The following is a 19,972-nucleotide window of genomic DNA, read 5'->3' on the forward strand; positions in this document are numbered from 1 at the left end:
CCGTTCCCGCCTATCCCGCCATGGCCCGGAGTTCCGCCAGAACGGCTTCCGTGTCGGCCCCCATGGCAGGCGCCGGCGCCAGCCAGGGCCCGAGCCCCGGCAGGTTGGGCATCGGCACCGCGCCGAGGCCCGGCTGCTGCACGGTGCCGGCGGCGCCCACGGCCTGCACATGGTGGTCCGCCAGCCAGTCCAGCGGCGTGTTCACCGTCTCGGCCATCAGGCGGGCGCCATGCAGCAGGCGCAGCCAGTGTTCCGCCGTTTCGCGCGCGAACACCTCGCGCAGGATGGGCAGCAGCGCGTCGCGGTTCTGGTCGCGCGCGGCGAAGCTCTCGAAGCGCGGGTCCTTCGGCAGTTCCGGCACGCCGATGGTCTGGCACAGGGCGACGAACTCGGCCTCCCGCACCAGGGCCAGCATCACCCACCGGCCGCAGGCGGCGCGGTAGCTGCCGGCGGGCACGTTGAGCGCGGCGGGGGTGCGGCCGAGCAGCCCTGATTCGGCGATCGGAAAGGCGATCAGCGCGGCGGTGCCGGCCATCAGCGACACGTCCAGCACGCGGCGGCGCGGCGTGGGATCGAGCTGCCTCTGGGCGAGCGCCGCCTGCACGGCGGCGAAGGCCGAGATGCCGGCGACCACGTCGGAGACGAAGGTGCCCACCTTGTGCGGCGTCCCGTCGGCGCCCGGGTTCAGCGCCACCAAGCCGGAATAGGCCTGCGCCACCGAATCGGTGCAGGGCCGCTCGGCATGCGGCCCCTGCTGGCCGAAGCCCGAGATGGACAGGCAGACGGCGTTCTCCGGCGTGGCGTCCGGCCCGAGCCCGAGGCGGGCGGCGACGCCGGGGCGGAAGGCCTCGATCAGCACGTCGGCCCTGGCCGCGAGGGCGCTGGCGGCCTGCCGGCCCTCCGGCGTCTTCAGGTCCAGCACCACGCTGCGCTTGCCCCGGTTGAAGGTGGTGTGCATCACCGAATGGCCGTCGCGCCGCGTGGAAAGGCCGCGCGACCAGTCGCCCTCGGGCGGCTCCAGCTTGATCACGTCGGCGCCCGCCGCGGCCAGCAGCATGCCGCAATAGGGGCCGGCGATTCCCTGCCCCGCATCCAGCACGCGCAGGCCGCGATAGGGCTTCAGTCCGTCGTCCATTGCATTTCCCCCCCTCGTCATGCGGCGATGGTGGTCCGAGAGAGAAGAATAGGGAAGGGAACCTCCACCCATGCGCATCACCCGCAGGGCGGCGCTCGCCGCCATGCCCATGCTTGCCTCGCTGTCGTCCGGCCCCGCGCGGGCACAGGCGGAGTGGCCCTCGCGCCCGCTCCGCTTCGTGGTGCCCTATCCGCCGGGCGGGCCCACCGACATCCTGGGCCGGGTGGTGGCGCAGCAGCTGGCGCAGCGCCTGCCGCAGCCGGTGGTGGTGGAGAATCGCGGCGGCGCCTCGGGCACCCTCGGCAGCGGCGAGGTGGCGCGGTCGGCGCCCGATGGCGCCACCTTCCTGGTGAACGCCTCGATCCACGTCATCATCCCGCACCTGAACCCGCAGATCCCCTTCGACACGCTCGCCGCCTTCGAGCCCGTGACCAACATCGCGCGGGTGCCGCTGATGCTGGTGGTGAACAAGGACCTGCCCGTGCGCTCGGTGCCCGAGCTGGTGGCCTGGCTGAAGCAGAACGGCGCGCGCGCCTCCTACGGCTCCTCCGGCATCGGCGCGGCGCCGCACCTGGCGGGGGAGCTGTTCAAGCAGCTCACCGGCACGCAGATGGCGCATGTGCCCTATCGCGGCTCCGGCCCGGCGGTGGCGGACCTGATGGCGGGCAACATCCAGCTGATGTTCGATTCCATGCCGAGCAGCGCGGGCGCGGTGCGGGAAGGCCAGCTCCGCGCCCTGGCGGTGAGCACGGCGGAGCGCGTCGCCGCCTTCCCCGAGCTGCCGACCGTGGCCGAGGCGGGAGTGCCCGGCTACGAGATCTCCACCTGGTATGGCATCTGGGCCCCGGCGAGGACACCCGCGCCCATCGTGTCGGCCCTGCAGCGGGCGGTGGCGGCGGCGGTGGCCACGCCGGAGGCGAAGGCGCGGCTGGAGGCGCTGGGCGCCGAGCCGGTGGCCGACAGCCCGGAGGATTTCGCCGCCTTCACGCGCGCCGAGTATGAGCGCTGGGGCAGGCTGGTGCGCGACGCCAAGATCGAGGCCCAGTGAAGGGGATGACGATGCGCGCGATCGTCTGCGAGAGCTGGCGCGACTTCGACGCGCTGGAGGTGAAGGACATCCCGCCACCCGCACTGCGGCCCGGCGGGGTGCGGCTGCGGGTGGAGGCGGTGGGCGTCTCCTTCGCGCAGCAGCTTGTCGTCTCCGGGCGCTACCAGCGCCGCCCGCCGCTGCCCTTCGTGCCGGGCACCGAGGTGGTGGGCACGGTGCTGGAGGCGGCGCCCGATGCGGTGGCGCCGCCCCCCGGCACCCGCGTCTTCGCCGCGCTGGACTGGGGCGGCATGGCCGGGGAGGCGGTGGCCGACGACATCCATGTGGTGCCGCTGCCCGCCTCCCTGGCGGATGGCCCTTCCGCCGCGGCGGCGGTGGCGATGCCGATCAGCTACCCCACCGCCGCCTCCGCCCTGCTGTGGCTCGGCCGGCTGGAGCCGGGCCAGTGGGTGCTGGTGCAGGGGGCGGGGGGCGGCGTCGGCCTCGCCGCGCTGGAGGTGGCGCGGGCGGTGGGCGCGCGGGTGATCGCCCGCGCGGGCCTGGCCAAGCACCCGATGCTGCTGGCGCGCGGCGCGGAGGTGGTGCTGGACAGCGCCCAGCCCTTCCGCGACGCGGTGTGGGAGGCCACGGGCGGCGCCGGCGTCTCGCTGGTGCTGGACACGCTGGGCGGCGACGCCTTCGACGAGGGGCTGCGCTGCCTGGCCGATGGCGGCACGCTGCTCACCCTGGGCTATGCCGGCGGCGCCATCCCGCAGCTCGGCGTGAACCTGCTGCTGCTGAAGAACATCGGCGTGGCCGGGCTGAACTGGGGCACCTATCTCGGCTGGTCGCCCGGCGACAACCGGCGCGCCCATGCCCCGCGCGTCCGCGCCCTGTGGGACCAGCTCATGGGCTGGTGGGCGGCCGGCCAGCTGCGGCCGGAAGTCCATGCCGAGCTGCCCCTGGAGCGGTTCCGCGAGGCCATGGCGATGGTGCGCGGCCGCGAGGCCATAGGCCGCGTGGTGCTGCGCCCCTGATGGGAAGGGCCAGGGGGACGATGCCCCCTGGCCCTTCCTCAGTGTTCTGCCGCCAGCGCCGCGCCGGGCTTGTCGTGCACGCCGAGCCGCTCGACCATGGCGGCGCTGGCCTCGTTCATGCCCTCCACCGTCACCTCGACGCCACGGGCGCGGAAGCCCAGCACCACGCGGTCCAGCGCGCCGATGCCGCTGAGGTCCCACAGATGCGCCTGCCGCACGTCGATGACGACGCGGGCGAGATCCTCCTTCAGGTCGAAGGCGGCGACGAAATCCTCGGCCGAGGCGAAGAACACCTGGCCGCGCACGGTGTAGCGCCGCTCGCGCCCGTCGGCGGAGAGGGTGGAGGAGACGTCCAGCATCCGCCGCACCTTGCCGGCGAAGAAGATGCCGCTGAGCAGCACCCCCACCAGCACGCCCTTGGCGAGGTCGTGGGTGGCCAGCACCGTGGCCACGGTGGCCACCATCACCACCGAGGAGCTGCGCGGATGCGTCAGCAGCGTGCGCAGCGAGGCCCAGTTGAAGGTGCTGATCGAGACCATGACCATCACCGCCACCAGCGCCGCCATCGGGATGCGGCGGACGAGGTCGCCCAGCGCCAGGATCAGGAACAGCAGCACCACGCCGGCCGTGAGGGTGGACAGCCGCGTGCGCCCGCCCGAGCGGACATTGATGACGGATTGCCCGATCATGGCGCAGCCCGCCATGCCGCCCATGAAGCCGGTGGCGAAATTGGCGAGGCCCTGGCCCACGCATTCGCGGTTCCGCTGGCTGGGGGTGTCGGTCATCTCGTCGACCACCGCCGCCGTCATCAGCGATTCCAGCAGGCCCACCGCCGCCAGCGTGGCGGAATAGGGCAGGATGATGCGCAGCGTCTCCCAGTTCAGCGGCACGTCGGGCAGGAAGAAGTGGGGCAGGGCGTCGGGCAGGGCGCCCATGTCGCCCACCGTGCGGAGTTCGAGCCCGAGCGCCCAGGCCAGGGCCGTGAGCACGACGATGCAGACCAGCGGCGAGGGCACCGCCGTGGTGAGCCGCGGCAGCAAGTAGATAATGGCCAGGCCCGCCGCCACCATCGGGTAGGTGAGCACCGGCACGCCGATCAGCTCGGGAAGCTGGGCCATGAAGATGAGGATGGCCAGCGCGTTGACGAAGCCCGTCAGCACCGAGCGGGACACGAAGCGCATCACCCGCCCGAGCCGCGCCGCCCCCGCCAGCATCTGGATGAGGCCGGTGAGGATGGTGGCGGCGAACAGGTATTGCAGCCCGTGCTCCTTCACCAGGCTGACCATCACCACGGCCATGGCGCCGGTGGCGGCCGAGATCATGGCCGGCCGGCCGCCCGCGAAGGCGGTGATGACCGCGATGGAGAAGGAGGCGTAGAGGCCGACCTTCGGATCGACGCCGGCGATGATCGAGAAGGCGATGGCCTCCGGGATCAGGGCGAGGGCGACGACGAGGCCGGAGAGCAGGTCGGGGCGGACATTGCCGAACCATTCGGCGCGCAGCCGCGCGGCATTGAGCATGAAGGGGGAGTTCCGGAAGGCGGGAGGATGAAGGGAGCGCCAGCCAGGCGCGGCGCGGAACGCGCCCGTGGGGCGCGGCATGAACGCGGCGAACTCGCAGGGGCTGGCGGCGGCCTACATCGGACTGTTCGTCTCTCCGGGAACCGCGCCGCCTTGTGTGCGGCGCAGCAAGAAGGAATGCCTTAGCCTGCCTCCGAGCCAGGGTGCAATCGTCTCAGCCCCCCGCCATGCGCAGGGCGAGCCCGGCCAGCGCCGCGAGCGCCAGCACCTTGGCCACCCCGAACCGCAGCCCGAGCAGGGCGATGGCCGCCAGCAGCGAAAGGCCAAGGGCCGCGGGGTCGAGGCTGGTCAGCACCGGCAGCTCCAGCCGGAAGGGCCCCGCCCGCCACGGGGCAAGCTCCCCGAACATCAGGCGCAGCGCGAACCAGACGGCCAGGTTGGCGATGACGCCGACCACCGCCGCCGTCACCGCCGCCAGGGCGCCACGCAGCCGGGGCATGGCGTGCAGCCGCTCGATGAAGGGGGCGCCGAGGAAGATCCAGGCGAAGCAGGGCGCGAAGGTGACCCACAGCGTCAGCAGCGCGGCGGCCACGGCGCTGCCCGCCCCCTGCTGCCAGCCGGCCAGGAAGCCCACGAACTGCAGCACCAGGATCAGCGGCCCCGGCGTGGTTTCCGCGAGGCCGAGGCCGGCCAGCATCGCCTCGGCCGAGAGCCAGCCGTAATTCTCCACCGCCTCCTGCGCCACATAGGCCAGCACCGCATAGGCGCCGCCGAAGGTGACCACCGCCATGCGGGCGAAGAACCAGGCGATGTCGCCGAACAGGCCGGTGCCCATCAGCAGCGCCACGGGCCAGGCCCAGAGCGCCAGCATGGCGAGCCCGGCGCGGCGCGCGCCGTGGGCCATGCGATGGGGCCGCTCCGGGTCCTCGGCCAGCAGCCGGTCGATCAGGGCGGGAGGCCCGGCAGGCGCGCCGCCGCCCCCCGCCGTCACGAAGGCGGCGGGAAAGGCGGCGCCCAGCAGCGCGGCGCCGCCCACCACCAGCGGAAAGGGCAGGTCGAGCGCGAACAGCGCCAGAAAGGCGCCGATGGCGAGCGCCACGGCCAGCACCCCGTGCAGGGCCCGACGCGCCACCTTGACGAGGGCTTCCACCACCAGCGCCAGCACCGCGCATTGCAGGCCGAAGAACAGCGCCTCCACCGCCGGGACCGTGCCCAGCGTGACGTAGAGGAAGGAAAGGGCCAGCATCACCGCCGCGCCGGGCAGGATGAAGAGCAGCCCGGCCAGCAGCCCGCCGCGCACCCCATGCATCAGCCAGCCGAGATAGGTGGCGAGCTGCTGCGCCTCGGGGCCCGGCAGCAGCATGCAGAAATTGAGGGCGTGCAGGAACCGGGCCTCACCCACCCAGCGGCGCTCCTCCACCACCTCGCGGTGCATCAGAGCGATCTGCGCGGCGGGGCCACCGAAGGAGAGGCAGCCGATGCGCCACCAGAGCCGCGCCGCCACGCCCAGGTCAGGATGAAAAACCCGTGGTTCCTCGCGCATTCCTGCCACCTTTTCCCAGCCCCGGCGTTGGACCGGCAACGGCATCAGGCCGGCAGGGCGTTTAAACAGGAAGGTGGCGCGGGCGGGAAGGGGTGGCCTGAAAAAGCGGACGGCGCCCGGACAAGGCCAGGGCGCCGTCATACGCTCTTTCTCCGTCCCTTTGCGGGACTGTTCCTCCCCAAACTCGGCCTGCAGCGCAATCCCGAGGCCCTCACCTTAACAGGTCTTGTATAAGACACAAGTGTCGCTGCGGAACGCCTTGATCAGGCTGCGTGGATCGTGAACACAGCATCCCGACTTCCACCACAGCCAGAGGGCCGTTCCGCTCACCATGCCGATGACCGCCTCCCCATGACGGCCGCATCCTCCGGATCCCGCCTGGATGCCCGCCCGCTCTACCGACAGGTGGAGGAGATCCTGCTCGGGCGGATCGTCGGCGGCACCTGGCCGCCTGGCCACCTGCTGCCGGCCGAGCCGGAGCTGGCGAGCGAGCTGGGCGTTTCCCAGGGCACGGTGCGCAAGGCCCTGGCCGCGCTGGAACGGCGCCACCTGATCGACCGCCGGCAGGGGCGGGGCACCACGGTGGCGAAGCACACCAGCGACACGGCGCGCTTCCACTTCTTCCGGGTGCGCGACCTCAACGGCCGCGCCGTGGTTTCGCGGATCATGATCATCTCCTGCCAGGAAGGACGGGCGGCGCCCTGGGAGGCGGCGGCGCTGGGGCTGGAGGTGGGCGCCAAGGTCTATCACCTGCGGCGGATTCGCATGCTCGACGGGGTGCCGCGAATCTTCGAGCGCTGCACCCTGTCCGGCGCCGTCTTCAACGGATTCGCGTTGCCGCCGGGCGAGCAGCCCTCGGAGCTCTACGTTTATTTCCAGCGCGCCCACAACGTGACGGTCGGCCGCGCCCAGGAGGAGCTTTCCGCCGCCGGCGCGGACGCCGAGACGGCGGCCGCGCTGGGCAAGCCGGAAGGCACGCCGCTCCTGATGGTGCAACGCATCGCCTATGACGTGGCGGACCGGCCGGTGGAGGTCCGGCTCTCCATGATCGACACCGAGCGGCACCGCTACGCCGTGCGGCTGGACTGAGCGCCGCCCTGTTCGGGAGCCTGTCCGGGGCCCGTTCGGGCGGGCCGCGCCGGCGGGCGGGCGGCGCATGGCGCTTGCACCCGGGGGGGTGGGGTGGTAATGGCGCGGCCTTCCTGATTTACCGCTGACTACGACAGCACGTTGAAGAAGAGAGGCCCGGCGCCATGGCCGTTCCGAAGAAGAAGGTTTCGCCCTCCCGCCGCGGGATGCGCCGCAGCCACGAGGCCCTGTCCACCCAGGCGCACCACGAGTGCCCGAACTGCGGCGAGCTGAAGCGCCCGCACAACATCTGCGCCTCCTGCGGCCATTATGACGGCCGCGAGGTCGTGTCCGCCGGCAAGGCCCTGAAGGCCGCGGTCCGCACCTGATCGTCCCGGCCCGCCAAGGGGATTTGACAGCTTGTCGCAGGTGACACTGCCGCAGGGCGGCGCCCCGCAGCAACCGCCTGCGGGAAGCTTCGCCCTGGCCATCGACGCCATGGGCGGCGACCACGCGCCGGAATCGGTGCTGGACGGCCTCGAGCTCGCGGCGGAGCGCCACCCCAAGGCGCGCTTCCTGCTGGTGGGCGACGAGGCCCGGCTCGGCGCGCTGCTCGCGCGCCGGCCCAAGGCCGCGCGCGTCTGCGCCATCCGCCACGCCCCCGAATCCATTCCGGGCGACATGAAGCCGACCGCCGCGCTGCGCGTCCGCAACTCCTCCATGCGCATCGCCATCGACGCGGTGGCGGCGGGCGAGGCGGCGGGCGTCGTCTCGGCCGGCAACACCGGCGCGCTGATGGCGCTGGGCAAGATCGTGGTGAAGGCGCTGCCGGAGATCGACCGGCCGGCGCTCGCCGCCATCGGCCCCTCGGCGCGCGGCGACGTGGTGCTGCTCGACCTCGGCGCCAACATCGTCTGCGACCCGCGCAACCTCGTCGAGTTCGCCGTGATGGGCGATGCCTTCGCGCGCGCCGTGCTGGGGCTCACCAAGCCCAGCATCGGCCTGCTCAACGTGGGCAGCGAGGAGCTGAAGGGCGACGACCGCGTCCGCCAGGCGGCCGAGATGCTGCGCGAGACGGTGCTGGCGCCCAACTTCCACGGCTTCGTCGAGGGCCACGACATCACCGCCGGCACGGTGGACGTGGTGGTGACGGACGGCTTCACCGGCAATGTCGCGCTCAAGACGGGCGAGGGCGCCTTCAAGCTGGTGGGAACCCTGCTGAAGCAGGTCTTCACCTCCTCGCTGGCGGCCAAGCTCGGCTACCTGCTCGCCCGCCCGGCGCTGGAGCGCCTGCGCGAGTGGATGGACCCGCGCCGCTACAACGGCGCCGTGCTGATCGGCCTGAACGGCGTGGTGGTGAAGAGCCATGGCGGCACCGACGCGCTGGGCTTCGCCCATGCCGTGGACGTGGCCATGGACATGGTGAACCACCGCTTCAACGACCGCATCCGCGAGGTGCTGGCGACACTGCCGCCACGCGGCAGGCCCGCCGTGACCGCCACCGAGCCCAGCGTCAACGCCCGCTGAACGGCGGCCCATTGGACCTCGCCGCATGACCTACCGCGCCCTGATCGCCGGCACCGGCGCCTACCTCCCGGAACTGGTGCTGGACAACGAGGCCCTGGCCGCCCGCCATGGCCTCGACACCTCCGATGCCTGGATCCGGGAGCGAACCGGCATCCGCCAGCGCCATCTGGCCGCGCCGGGCGAGCTGGCGAGCGACATGGCCGCCGCCGCCTCCCGCGCCGCGCTGGAGCAGGCGGGGATCGGGCTGGAGGAGGTGGACGCCATCATCGTGGCCACCGCCACGCCGGATTCGGTGTTTCCCTCCACCGCCGCGCGGGTGCAGGCCAAGCTCGGCGTCACGCGCGGCTTCGCCTTCGACATCGCCGCCGCCTGCACGGGCTTCGTCTATGCCCTTTCCGTCGCGGACGCGATGATGAAGGCCGGGCAGTGCCGTTGCGCGCTGGTGATCGGCGCGGAGGTGTTCTCGCGCATCCTGGACTGGGAGGACCGCGGCACCTGCGTGCTGTTCGGCGACGGTGCCGGCGCCGTGGTGCTGCGTGCCGCCGAGGCCGGCAGCACCGACCGCGGCCTGCTTTCCTGCCACCTCCACGCCGATGGGCGGCACGGCGACATCCTGCAGGTCGAGAGCGACAGCGGCCTGCTGCGGATGACCGGCAAGGAGGTGTTCCGCCATGCCGTCAGCAAGCTGGCGGGCGTGGTGGACGAGGCGCTGCAGGCCAATGGCCTCGGCCATTCGGACGTGAAGTGGCTGGTGCCGCACCAGGCCAATCTGCGCATCATCGAGGCGATGGGCCGCAAGCTCGGCCTGCCGCGCGAGCAGGTGGTGGTGACGGTGGACCGCCACGCCAACACTTCCGCCGCCTCCATTCCCCTGGCCTTGGCCGAGGCGACGCGGGACGGGCGCATCCGCCAGGGTGACCTGGTGCTGATGGAGGCGATCGGCGGCGGCCTGACCTGGGGCGCGGCGCTGGCGCGCTTCTGACGGGGCCCGCCCGCCCAGGCATTGCATTGCGATAGCAAAACAATACCGCTAATCTGTTTGTGATATCCTTTCACGCCCATGCGTGTTGCCTGATGCATCCCTGAAGACCCAACGTTCCCTCGCGCAGACCCTGGACAGGGGTCCTCAAGCCGATTGGAGCGTTCAACAGATGATGCCGGATACCCACGCCAAACCGGCCAGTGACGTTCTGGCCGACTTCGCCGCGCCCCCGGCCCGCGGGGATTGGCACAAGGTGCAGCGGCCGGCCTACCATGCCGAGGAGGGTGGAGGCGACCGTTCCGACTGGGCGACGCTGCTGAAATCCGCCATGGTGGTGATGCTGGGCGTGGCCGTGTTGACCGCCTTCCTGTCCGGCGTGATGGCGCAATAGGCGCGCCAGGTTATTTCTGCCAACGAAACGGTCATTGTGCCGATCTGGTTGGCAGAACAATCGGTTAAGCGGAAAATTCATCAGGCGCGTCCTTAAACCTCCTCTTGGCTTCCGGGGGGGCGCGCCTGTATGGTCCGGCCCGCCTTCAGGGGGAGGTTCGCGGGAACCCTCTCCCGAAGGCCGGGGGATATGACCAATGCTGATTACGCTGCCGCCGGACTATCGGCCTTCCGACACTGAAGACTTCATGAACCCCCAGCAGCAGGAGTATTTCCGCCAGAAGCTGCTGCGCTGGCGGCAGGACCTGCTGCGCGAGGCCGGCGATACGCTGGCCAGCCTGAGCGAAGGCGGCATCAGCGAGGCGGATCTCGCGGACCGCGCCAGCGTCGAGACCGACCGGGCGCTGGAACTGCGCACCCGCGACCGCGCCCGCAAGCTGATCTCCAAGATCGACCAGGCGCTGGAGCGGATCGCCAACGGCACCTATGGCTACTGCGAGGAGACGGGCGAGCCGATCGGCCTGCGGCGGCTGGAGGCGCGGCCCATCGCCACCCTCTCCATCGAGGCGCAGGAACGCCATGAGCGCATGGAGCGCATCCACCGCGACGACTGAGGCTGCGGCAGGCTGAGGCGGCGCTGGAGGAGGGCGCGGGCCCTCCTCAGCCGCGCAGCAGCCCGGCCAGGGGCGCCGCGTCGGCGCTGCCGGGGAAGGCGGCCTCCAGGGCCGTTCCGGGCAGGCACAGGTGGTCGCGCAGCAAGCCCTTGGCGACACGGCGCAGATCCAGCGTCGGCTGCAGGTCGCGGTTCTCAAGGAGCCTGCCGGCGCCGAGGCCGGGCCAGTCCGCCATCACCCGCCCCCCCGCCACGGCGCCGCCCAGCAGAAAGGCGGCCCCGCCCGTGCCGTGGTCGGTCCCGGCATTGCCGTTCACCCGCACGGTGCGGCCGAACTCCGTCATCACCAGCACGGCGGTGTGCCGCCACGCCTCTCCCAGGCTGTCCCGCAGCGCGCCCAGCCCGGCGTCGAGATGGCCGAGCGGCCCGCGAAGCCTGGCGTTCTGCTCGGCATGGGTGTCCCACCCGCCCAGCTCCAGCGCCGCCACGCGCGGCCCGTCCGGAGCGGCGAGCAGGGTGCCGGCGGCGGCGGCCAGTTCCGAGAAGCCGTTCCGCCGGCGCTCCTCCCCCAGCCGGCTTTCGGCATAGCGGCGGCCCCGCAGGCCCTCCGCCACGACCGGGCCCAGCACCGGGTCGTCATGGGCCAGCTCAGCCAGCCGGGCATACAGGTCGGGGTGGGGCCGGCCGCCGCCGGCCGCCTGGTACATGCCGACCTGACTCGGGCCCCGCAGCAGCAGCGGCATGTCCGCGCCCACGGCCACGGCGCGGCGGCTGGCCTCGGCCGAAGCCGCCTCATCCAGCCCCGCCAGCGCGCGGTTCAGCCAGCCGGAGGCGAGGCGCTCGGGGCCGCCGCTTTCCAGCATGTCCTGCGCGTCGAAATGGCTGCGCGTGCGGTAGGGGCCGGCCGCCGCCTGCAGGATCAGCGCCTCGCCCGCCATGTAGAAGCCGTGCAGCCGGCTCAGCGCGGGGTGCAGGCCGAAGAAGCCGCCGAGATCGAGCAGCCCGCCCTCCTGGCCGGGTTCCGGCAAGGCCAGCCCGCCGCGCAGCGCGGCGAAGTCCGGGTCGCCATAGGCGGGCACCGAGGCCAGCCCGTCCAGCGCGCCGCGCAGCAGCACGATGACCAGCCGGGCCTCCCCGGTCCCGGGCAGGCTTCCTGGCAGGCTGGTGCCGGCCACGGCCAGCCGGGCCTGCCCGGCCGCCATCAGGGCGGAAAAGCCCAGCAGCAGGCCGCGCCGGCCGATGTGGGGGAGGTGGGGATGGAAAAGGCGGGGGGCGTTCCGGTTCATCGGCGCTGGAACTCCGGGCTGCCGAGCAGAAGGGTCAGGCCGTCGCGCGGGGAGCCGGCGCGGCGGATGGCGGTCACGGTCTCGGCCCGTGCCAGGGGGCCAAGGGTTGCCTCCAGCACCGCCACCGGGTCGAGCCGCGAATGGCGGCCGGCGAGCTGGTAGGCGCGGTCGAGCCGCTGGAGGATGCCCTCCGGACTGGACCACTCGGCGGCTGTGTCGGGCCAGCCGGCGGGCGCGGGCGCGAACCAGAGCGGCTGCCCGAGCGCGTCGGCCATGGCCAGGGCGGCCCGCCCCGCCTCCACCCCCGCGCCGAGCGCCCTGTGGGCGGCGATGCTGAAATCCTGCGGGGTGCGCAGCTTGCCGAGCGGCGGCGCCCAGGCTTCCGGCAGGTCCAGCAAGGCCAGGGACACCGCGCCGAGATCGCCGCCCGTGTCCCGCAGCACGCCGAAGAGGCGCCGCGTCGCGGCGGGCGGCGGCGTGTCGGCCACGAAATGTTGCGCCAGCTTCAGGGCCAGGTGGCGGTGCGTCGCCTCATGCGCGGCGAGCCAGCGAAAGGCCTCCTCGATCGCCGCCTCGCCCTCGCCGAATTGGCGGCCGAGAATGGTCTTGGGTCCCGGCTCATGCGCGCCGGCGCGGAACTCGGTGCCGAAGGGCGGGCGCGTCCGGATGACGGACAGCCCGCTGAGCAGCGCGGCGAACTGGGTGACGTCCTCCTGGGCATAGCCGGCGGCGGGCGAGAGGGTGTGCAGCTCCAGGATCTCGCGCGCGAGGTTCTCGTTCAGCCCGCGCCGCGCCCGCTTCCCCAGGGGGCTGTTGGGGCCGATGGAGCGGTCCTGGTCCAGGTAGTAGAGCATGGCCGGGTGCCGCACCGCGGCAAGCAGCATGTCGGCGAAGGAGCCCGTCACATGCGGGCGAATGGCGCTGCGCAGATGATCGCCCGCGAGGGGGGTCACCGCGTTGCTGCGGCGGCTGACGGTGAAGTGATTGGCCCAGAACCAGACGAGCCGCTCGCGGAAGGGGGCGGGCGTCAGGATCGCCTCGGCGAAGAGCGCTTCCCGCTCCTGCAGGTGCAGGGCGCGCCGGTGCATGTTGCGGTTCTCCGGCAGCGGCTCGCGCTCATCCTCCAGCCAGGTCTCGAAGCATTCGTCGAGGCTCGGATGCGTGCCGCCTTTCGCGGGCGGCAGGAGCGGCGGCGCCGGGCCGGTGATCTGCGCGCGCAGCCAGGGAAGGGGGTCCGCGGGCGGCGGCTGGTCCGGCCGGGTGCCAAGGCCGAAGCGGATCGCGGCATGGATGCTGCGGGTGTCCATCGGCAGGCAGCCTAGCATTCCGTGGCGGCCGCGGATGCAACAAAGGGTGACCCCTCCGCCCTTTGCGGCGTCGCGTGGGCTCCCTATCTTACCGCTTGCAATGGACCCCGATCCGGTGCATCTGCGCCGCGACGGTGGGTACGGTGAATCGCCCGGCGGTTTGGCCGCGCCCTCGGATCCGGCAGGCCCTGCGGCCCTGCGGCTGAAGTGGGCTCAGGGTCATGGATCCGCCCGCCGACGCCGCCGCAAAGACTTCTGCGGTCCCCGGACCGGCAAATGCAGTTTCAGGCGAGGGCGCGGAGGGAAGGCCGTGCCCGTTGCGTGTGTTTCTTTCCCACGCGGCGCAGGCCGCGTATGTGTTTCACGCGGCAGCCAGCCGCGTCATTTTTCCGCGCGGCTGGCGCCGCGATGCGTATGGAGGCCCCCGTGGCGCGCACCCCGCTCGACAAGATCCGCAACATCGGCATCACGGCGCACATCGACGCCGGCAAGACGACGACGACCGAGCGGATCCTGTATTACACCGGCAAGTCCCACAAGATCGGTGAGGTCCACGAGGGCAACACCACGACCGACTACATGGAGCAGGAGCGTGAGCGTGGCATCACGATCACCTCCGCCGCCGTGACGGCCGAGTGGAAGGGCCACCGGATCAACGTCATCGACACGCCCGGCCACATCGATTTCAACATCGAGGTGAACCGCTCGCTGCGCGTGCTCGACGGCGCGGTGTTCGTGATCGAGGGCGTGGCCGGTGTGCAGCCGCAGTCCGAGACCAACTGGCGCCTGGCCGACCGCTACAACGTGCCGCGCATCATCTACATCAACAAGCTGGACCGTACGGGCGCCGACTTCTACCGCGCCGCCGCGACCCTGACCGAGAAGCTCGGCATCAACTGGGTCGCGCTGCAGCTGCCGATCGGCATCGAGGACGGCCTGAAGGGCATCGTCGACCTGGTCGAGATGAAGGCCCTGATCTGGGAAGGCGACGAGCTGGGCGCCAAGTACCACGAGGCCCCGATCCCCGACGACCTGCAGGACAAGGCCGCCGAGTACCGCCAGTTGCTGCTCGACACCGCGCTCTCGGTCGATGACGCGGCGATGGAGGAGTATTTCGACAAGGGCGACGTCTCGGTCGAGACCCTGAAGAAGTGCATCAAGAAGGGCACGATCGCCGGCACCTTCCGTCCGGTCGTCTGCGGCTCCTCGTTCAAGAACAAGGGCGTGCAGCCGCTGCTGGACGCCGTCTGCGACTACCTGCCGAGCCCGGTGGAAGTCGAGGGCATCATGGTCGCCCCCGAGGAGGGCCAGGATGACGACACCCCGCGCCGCATCATCGAGGTGAGCGAGACCGCGCCCTTCTCCGCGCTCGCCTTCAAGATGATCAACGACAAGTACGGCAACCTGACCTTCATCCGCGTCTATGCCGGCGTGGTGCGCCAGGGCGACACCGTCCTGAACACCGCCAAGGGCAACAAGGAACGCATCGGCCGCATGTTCCAGATGCATGCCGACAAGCGTGAGGAAGTGAAGGAAGTCTACGCCGGCGACATCGTCGCCATCGTGGGCCTGAAGGACACCCTGACGGGCGACACCCTGGCCGACCCGGCGGACCCCGTCGTGCTCGAGCGCATGGCCTTCCCGGTTCCGGTCATCGACATCTCCGTCGAGCCCAAGACCAAGGACGGCGTCGAGAAGATGACCCTCGGCCTGCAGAAGCTGGCCGGCGAGGACCCCTCGCTGCGCCTGAAGACCGACCAGGAAACCGGCCAGACCATCCTGTCCGGCATGGGCGAGCTGCATCTCGAGATCATCATCGACCGCCTGAAGCGCGAGTATGGCGTGGACGCCAACATCGGCGCGCCGCAGGTGGCCTATCGCGAGACGATCACCAAGGCCTACACCCACACCTATACCCACAAGAAGCAGTCGGGCGGTTCCGGCCAGTTCGCCGAGGTGAAGATCACCTTCGAGCCGAAGGAGCGGAACGAGGGCATCGAGTTCGTCAACGCCGTGGTCGGCGGCACGGTGCCGAAGGAGTACATCCCGGCGGTCGAGAAGGGCATCAAGGTCCAGGCCGACACCGGCGTGCTGGCCGGCTTCCCCACGGTGGACTTCAAGTACACCCTGACGGACGGCAAGTACCACGACGTCGACTCTTCGGCGCTGGCTTTCGAGATCGCCGCCAAGGCCTGCTTCCGCGAGGGCATGAAGCTGGCCGGCCCGGTGATCCTGGAGCCGATCATGGACGTCGAGGTGACCACCCCGCAGGACCATGTCGGTGACGTGGTGGGCGACCTCAACCGCCGCCGTGGCGTGATCCAGAGCCAGGACATGGCGGGCACCTCCGTCATCGTCCGCGCCCATGTGCCGCTGAAGGAGATGTTCGGCTACATCTCCAACCTGCGCGGCATGACCAAGGGCCGTGCCTCCTTCTCGATGCAGTTCCACCACTACGATCCCGTGCCGCGCAACGTGGCCGACGAGATCATGAAGCAGTCCGCCTGAGGACAGGAACGCGGCCCCGCCTCCAGGCGGGGCCGCACCGGGCTCCCTGGAGCCGCGGATCATCCGGACGGCGCGGGCGGTTCCACCGCCCGCGCCGTTCGCGTTTCCGCATGCCGTTGTGGCAGGACCGGCTTCAGCTCGGCAGGCAGCGGATGATGTCGCGGTGGCCGCGGGCCAGCACGGCCCTGGTGCCCTCGGGGCAGGCCATGCCGGCGTCGCGCCGCGCCGGTGCCAGCCCCGCATCCCAGGGGCCGCCGCCGGGGGCGCGGTCCATGGCGCGGTCGCAGCGGCCCGGCACGCCCTTCACCGGGGCACCGCCATTCGGGCAGAGCCAGCGCCGGATGGCCTCGAGCTGCGCGGCGCTCGCCCGGCGCGGCGGCTCGGCCTGGGCCGTGGGAGTCAGTCCGAGCAGGAGAAGGGACAGCATGGCCCCGTATCGCCAGCGATGGGTCATGCGCGCTGCATAGCATGGCTGGCCGCCCGGTGCCGATTTCAACATGACAAAACGGAAAGGTCTTGAACCGGAGGCGCGTTGGGGCAACATTTCCGGCATGGACCCGCGCTTCCAAGATCGCCCTGTTCTCGACATGACGCCGGAGGGCGAGTTCCGCGGCCCGGCACCGCGCCCGGCCACCTGGCTCGACCGCCTGCTGATGCGCCTTGGCGGCGCCGCGGCGCTGGTGGCCATCGTGGCGCTCGGCATCGTCGTGGCCGGTATCGCCGTGGCGTTTTTCGCCCTGGCCCTACCGGTGGCGCTGGTGGCAGGCCTCGTTGCCTTCGGCAGCCTCTGGTGGCGGGCCCGGCGCAACGGCCGGAGCTTCCGCATGTCCGCCGTCATGATGCGGCGCTGACAACGGAACGCGCGCCGCCCCCCTTCGCCATCAACCCGGACCGGCTCTACGAGGTCCGGGAGGATGGCCGTGTCTATACCGAGGAAAAACCCGGCCTGCCCAAAGCGGCGGAGCGGGTGCAGGCCGTCCGCCTGTGGTGGATGGGCGCCGTTGCCGCCAATGTGGCCAGCATGGGCGCCGCCGCCGGCAGCTACATCATGCTCGGCATGCGGGCGGGCGCGCTGATGGGCCTGCTGGTGATGCTGACCGTGCCGCTGCTCGCCGTGGCGCCGCTTCTCGATTGGCGCCGCCAGCGCGCGGCGCGGCGGTGGCACGCCGCGCGGCCCCGCCGGTTCGGGCTTTAGCCGGGGGCTTCAATCCGCCGGCTGGGGATGCCGCAGGCGCTGCCGGTAGGTCAGCGCCTCAGCCATGTGCGGCCGCCCGATCCGCGCCGCCTCGGCCAGATCGGCGATGCTGCGCGCCACCCGCAGGCAGCGCGTGAAGCCGCGGTTGGACAGGCCCAGCCGCAGCGCGGCCTGCTCGGCCAGTGCCATCGCGTCCGGCTCCGCCAGCGTGGTCAGCATCTCCAGCGGCGCTTCCGCATTGCTGCGCGGCCCCTGCGGGCCGAAGCGCGCCGCCTGGCGCTGCCGTGCCGCCGCCACCCGCGCGGCGATGACCCGGCTCGTCTCGCCCGCCGGAGCGCGGGCCAGCTTCCCCGGTGGGATCGGCGCCATGCCGATGGTGAGGTCCATGCGGTCCAGCAGCGGGCCGGACAGCTTGGCCTGGTACTGCTCGCCGCAGCGTGGCGCCTGCCCGCATTCCCGGCCGGCATCGCCGAGATGCCCGCAGCGGCAGGGATTCATCGCCGCCACGAGCTGGATGCGCGCCGGGTAGCGCACATGCGCCGCCGCGCGGCTGATCACGCATTCCCCCGTTTCCAGCGGCTGGCGCAGCGCCTCCAGCGCCGGGCGGGGGAATTCTGGCAGCTCGTCCAGGAACAGCACGCCACGGTGGGCGAGGCTGATCTCTCCCGGCCGCGCCCGTGGCCCCCCGCCGATGAGCGCGGCCTGGCTCGCCGAGTGGTGCGGGTCGCGGTAGGGGGGACGGGCGGAGATGCGGCCGCCCTCGATCAGCCCGGCCACGCTGCGGACGAGGCTGACTTCCAGTGCCTCGGCCGGCGTGAGATCGGGTAGCAGGCCTGGCAGGCGGGCGGCGAGCATGGACTTCCCCGCGCCCGGTGGCCCGGCGAGCAGGAGGTTGTGCTGGCCGGCGGCGGCGATCTCCAGCGCGCGCTTGGCGCTTTCCTGGCCCTTCACCTCGGACAGGCAGGGGCCCGGTGGCGCGCTCCGCTCCAGTGGCGGCGGGGTGGGCGGGGAAAGAAGCTGCCGGCCCGTCAGATGCGCGATGAGCTGCCGCAAATCCCCCGCCGCCAGGATCTCGACGGAGCCGGCCCAGGCGGCCTCCGGCCCCTGCGCGCCGGGGCAGATCAGCCCGAGGCCACGGCCCGCCGCCCCCAGCGCCGCGGGCAGGATGCCGGCCACAGGCCCGATGGCGCCATCCAGCGCCAGCTCACCCAGCGCCGCGAAGCCCGCCAGCTCCTCGCGCGGCACCACATCCATCGCCGCCAGCAGCGCGAGCGCGATGGGTAGGTCGAAATGGCTGCCCTCCTTCTGCAGGCCGGCGGGCGCCATGTTCACCAGCACCCGCCGGGGCGGCAGGGCCAGCCCCAGCCCGGTGAGGGCCGCGCGCACCCGCTCCCGGCTCTCGGCCACCGCCTTGTCCGGCAGGCCGACCAGGATGAAGGCGGGCAGGCCGGGCGCGATCTGCACCTGCACCTCCACCGGCAGCGTCTCGATGCCGGAAAAGGCGAAGCTGGCAAGGCGGGCGATGCTCATGAGGCAGAAGGATAGAGGCTGCCCCGGCTGTCTTCAACTTTTTGGTTCTTCAGTGTCCCCAGCCGGTGAGGAAGCGCTGCAACAGGTCGCCGATCCGCTGCGTGTTGTAGCCGCCCTCCTGCACCATGACGGTGGGCAGGCCGAGGCCGGCCAGGTGCTCGCCCGCGCGGGCGAAGCCATCGGCGGTGATGCGCAGATAGCTCAGCGGCTCCTCCTCCGAGGCGTCGAAGCCGAGGGGCACCACCAGCGCCTCGGCGCCGAAGTCGCGGGCGCGCCCGGCGGCGGCTGAGATCGCCTCCAGCCACGCATCGTCGCCGCTGCCTTGGGGCAGGGGCAGGTTCAGGTTGCAGCCGGCACCCGCGCCGCCCCCCGTCTCGCCGACATAGCCGACATACCAAGGGTAGTATCCCGCCGGGTCGCCATGCACGGAGATGGTCAGCACGTCACCGCGCTCCCAGAAGATACCCTGGGTGCCGTTGCCGTGATGGGCGTCGATGTCGATGACGGCGACGCGCTTCGCACCCGCCTGGCGGAGCCGCTCGGCGGCCAGGGCACTGTTGTTGACGTAGCAGTGGCCGCCGGCCCGGGCGGCATAGGCATGGTGGCCGGGCGGGCGGCTCAGGGCATAGGCGGTGCCGCCGCCCGCCGCCACCTCGGCCGCCGCCAGCGCGCAGCTCGCCGCGCCGAGGATCGATTCCCAGCTGCCGGGGCCGATCGGGCAGGCGGTGTCGGCGGTGTACCAGCCCGCGCGCCCGACGATGCCGCTCGCCATGGTGGCGCCCTGCGCCAGCATCTCCGGCGCGGGGTGCATGTTGGCCACCACCTCGGGGCCCTTCTCGGGCAGGGCGGCCCAGGCCTCGGCGGCCTCGGCGAGAAAGGCAACGTAGCCCGCGTCGTGCACCGCGAGCAGGGCCTCGCGCGGCACGGTGGGCGCCATCTCGGGCGAGGCGCCCATGGCCTTCAGCGCGGCGAGCAGGGCCTCGGCCCGCTCCGGCACCTCGAAGTGCCGGCGGACCTGGCCGCGCTGGAGGAAGAATTGCGGCGTGTGCCGGGATTGGTCGGGGTGGGCGAAGCAGCGCATGGCGGAAAGGCTAGGCCTGCTCCGCGCCCTTGTCGATCCGCCCGGCACCGCGCCCCTCCGGCGGGTGGGGCTCAGTCCCATGATCGCATCGCGGTTACGCGGCGCGGCGCCGGCGGGCGGCGGGGCCGCGCGCTGCGAGTGTCTGCCGCGCCCGGGCAGGAATACGCCTGTCTCCTGCTGGACAGCATCCCCGGACGGGAGTGGACTCCCGGCCGCATTCCGA

General features: G+C 72.1%; 19 protein-coding genes. 11 read left to right on the forward strand and 8 right to left on the reverse strand.

Annotated elements, in window-relative coordinates:
- Nucleotides 1-10: 10 nt before the first annotated feature.
- Nucleotides 11-1,135, reverse strand: coding sequence for a CaiB/BaiF CoA transferase family protein (locus CR162_RS00335; protein ID WP_176559657.1), 1,125 nt, complete (start codon nt 1,133-1,135; stop codon nt 11-13).
- Nucleotides 1,136-1,205: 70 nt separating this feature from the next.
- Between CR162_RS00335 and CR162_RS00340 the strand changes: the two genes are divergently transcribed.
- Both CR162_RS00340 and CR162_RS00345 read left to right on the forward strand, forming a co-directional pair.
- Nucleotides 1,206-2,183, forward strand: coding sequence for a Bug family tripartite tricarboxylate transporter substrate binding protein (locus tag CR162_RS00340; RefSeq protein ID WP_218014810.1), 978 nt, complete (start codon nt 1,206-1,208; stop codon nt 2,181-2,183).
- A gap of 11 nt (nt 2,184-2,194) precedes the next feature.
- Complete coding sequence (locus CR162_RS00345) at nt 2,195-3,199, forward strand: NADPH:quinone oxidoreductase family protein (protein WP_176559658.1); 1,005 nt, start codon at nt 2,195-2,197, stop codon at nt 3,197-3,199.
- Between the two features lie 38 nt (nt 3,200-3,237).
- Here CR162_RS00345 and CR162_RS00350 read toward each other — a convergent pair whose 3' ends face one another.
- Both CR162_RS00350 and chrA read right to left on the reverse strand, forming a co-directional pair.
- Nucleotides 3,238-4,719, reverse strand: a complete 1,482-nt coding sequence (locus tag CR162_RS00350; RefSeq protein WP_099093551.1) for a SulP family inorganic anion transporter — start codon at nt 4,717-4,719, stop codon at nt 3,238-3,240.
- Between the two features lie 214 nt (nt 4,720-4,933).
- A complete protein-coding gene (chrA, locus tag CR162_RS00355) occupies nt 4,934-6,262 on the reverse strand; it encodes a chromate efflux transporter (protein ID WP_099093552.1) in 1,329 nt (442 codons plus the stop codon).
- Nucleotides 6,263-6,613: 351 nt separating this feature from the next.
- Between chrA and CR162_RS00360 the strand changes: the two genes are divergently transcribed.
- From CR162_RS00360 to dksA, 6 genes are all read left to right on the forward strand, one after another.
- Nucleotides 6,614-7,351, forward strand: coding sequence for a GntR family transcriptional regulator (locus CR162_RS00360; protein WP_099093553.1), 738 nt, complete (start codon nt 6,614-6,616; stop codon nt 7,349-7,351).
- A gap of 164 nt (nt 7,352-7,515) precedes the next feature.
- A complete protein-coding gene (rpmF, locus tag CR162_RS00365) occupies nt 7,516-7,719 on the forward strand; it encodes a 50S ribosomal protein L32 (protein ID WP_099093554.1) in 204 nt (67 codons plus the stop codon).
- A 40-nt stretch (nt 7,720-7,759) separates the two neighbouring features.
- Nucleotides 7,760-8,857, forward strand: a complete 1,098-nt coding sequence (gene plsX / locus CR162_RS00370) for a phosphate acyltransferase PlsX (protein WP_408887443.1) — start codon at nt 7,760-7,762, stop codon at nt 8,855-8,857.
- Between the two features lie 25 nt (nt 8,858-8,882).
- The gene (locus CR162_RS00375) at nt 8,883-9,839 is read left to right on the forward strand and encodes a beta-ketoacyl-ACP synthase III (RefSeq protein WP_099093555.1); all 957 of its coding nucleotides are present in this window, start codon (nt 8,883-8,885) and stop codon (nt 9,837-9,839) included.
- Between the two features lie 169 nt (nt 9,840-10,008).
- The gene (locus CR162_RS00380; RefSeq protein ID WP_099093556.1) at nt 10,009-10,230 is read left to right on the forward strand and encodes a hypothetical protein; all 222 of its coding nucleotides are present in this window, start codon (nt 10,009-10,011) and stop codon (nt 10,228-10,230) included.
- A gap of 196 nt (nt 10,231-10,426) precedes the next feature.
- On the forward strand, nt 10,427-10,843 hold the full coding sequence (dksA, locus tag CR162_RS00385; protein WP_099093557.1) for an RNA polymerase-binding protein DksA: 417 nt from the start codon (nt 10,427-10,429) through the stop codon (nt 10,841-10,843).
- A 46-nt stretch (nt 10,844-10,889) separates the two neighbouring features.
- Here the strand turns inward: dksA and CR162_RS00390 are convergent, their stop codons facing one another.
- The gene (locus tag CR162_RS00390; protein ID WP_176559659.1) at nt 10,890-12,128 is read right to left on the reverse strand and encodes a DUF1501 domain-containing protein; all 1,239 of its coding nucleotides are present in this window, start codon (nt 12,126-12,128) and stop codon (nt 10,890-10,892) included.
- Nucleotides 12,125-13,435: a DUF1800 domain-containing protein gene (locus CR162_RS00395; RefSeq protein ID WP_099093558.1), complete on the reverse strand. Its 1,311-nt coding sequence runs from the start codon at nt 13,433-13,435 to the stop codon at nt 12,125-12,127. The genes CR162_RS00390 and CR162_RS00395 overlap by 4 nt, the downstream gene beginning before the upstream one ends.
- 414 nt (nt 13,436-13,849) lie before the next feature.
- Between CR162_RS00395 and fusA the strand changes: the two genes are divergently transcribed.
- The gene (fusA, locus tag CR162_RS00400) at nt 13,850-15,943 is read left to right on the forward strand and encodes an elongation factor G (RefSeq protein WP_099093559.1); all 2,094 of its coding nucleotides are present in this window, start codon (nt 13,850-13,852) and stop codon (nt 15,941-15,943) included.
- 133 nt (nt 15,944-16,076) lie between these two features.
- On the opposite strand, the gene CR162_RS00405 is transcribed toward fusA, so the two are convergent.
- Complete coding sequence (locus tag CR162_RS00405) at nt 16,077-16,370, reverse strand: hypothetical protein (protein ID WP_176559661.1); 294 nt, start codon at nt 16,368-16,370, stop codon at nt 16,077-16,079.
- A gap of 124 nt (nt 16,371-16,494) precedes the next feature.
- Here CR162_RS00405 and CR162_RS00410 point away from each other — a divergent pair, with 124 nt between their 5' ends.
- Both CR162_RS00410 and CR162_RS21880 read left to right on the forward strand, forming a co-directional pair.
- Nucleotides 16,495-16,794 carry a hypothetical protein gene (locus CR162_RS00410; protein WP_099093560.1) on the forward strand — a complete coding sequence of 100 codons (300 nt, stop codon included), beginning with the start codon at nt 16,495-16,497 and terminating at the stop codon, nt 16,792-16,794.
- A complete protein-coding gene (locus tag CR162_RS21880) occupies nt 16,734-17,138 on the forward strand; it encodes a hypothetical protein (RefSeq protein ID WP_141563050.1) in 405 nt (134 codons plus the stop codon). The genes CR162_RS00410 and CR162_RS21880 overlap by 61 nt, the downstream gene beginning before the upstream one ends.
- A 9-nt stretch (nt 17,139-17,147) precedes the next feature.
- Here CR162_RS21880 and CR162_RS00420 read toward each other — a convergent pair whose 3' ends face one another.
- Complete coding sequence (locus CR162_RS00420) at nt 17,148-18,668, reverse strand: YifB family Mg chelatase-like AAA ATPase (protein WP_099093562.1); 1,521 nt, start codon at nt 18,666-18,668, stop codon at nt 17,148-17,150.
- 49 nt (nt 18,669-18,717) lie between these two features.
- Nucleotides 18,718-19,749, reverse strand: coding sequence for a histone deacetylase family protein (locus CR162_RS00425; RefSeq protein ID WP_099093563.1), 1,032 nt, complete (start codon nt 19,747-19,749; stop codon nt 18,718-18,720).
- Nucleotides 19,750-19,972: the final 223 nt, after the last annotated feature.

This window comes from Teichococcus rhizosphaerae (assembly GCF_002631185.1).
Lineage (GTDB): Bacteria > Pseudomonadota > Alphaproteobacteria > Acetobacterales > Acetobacteraceae > Pseudoroseomonas > Pseudoroseomonas rhizosphaerae.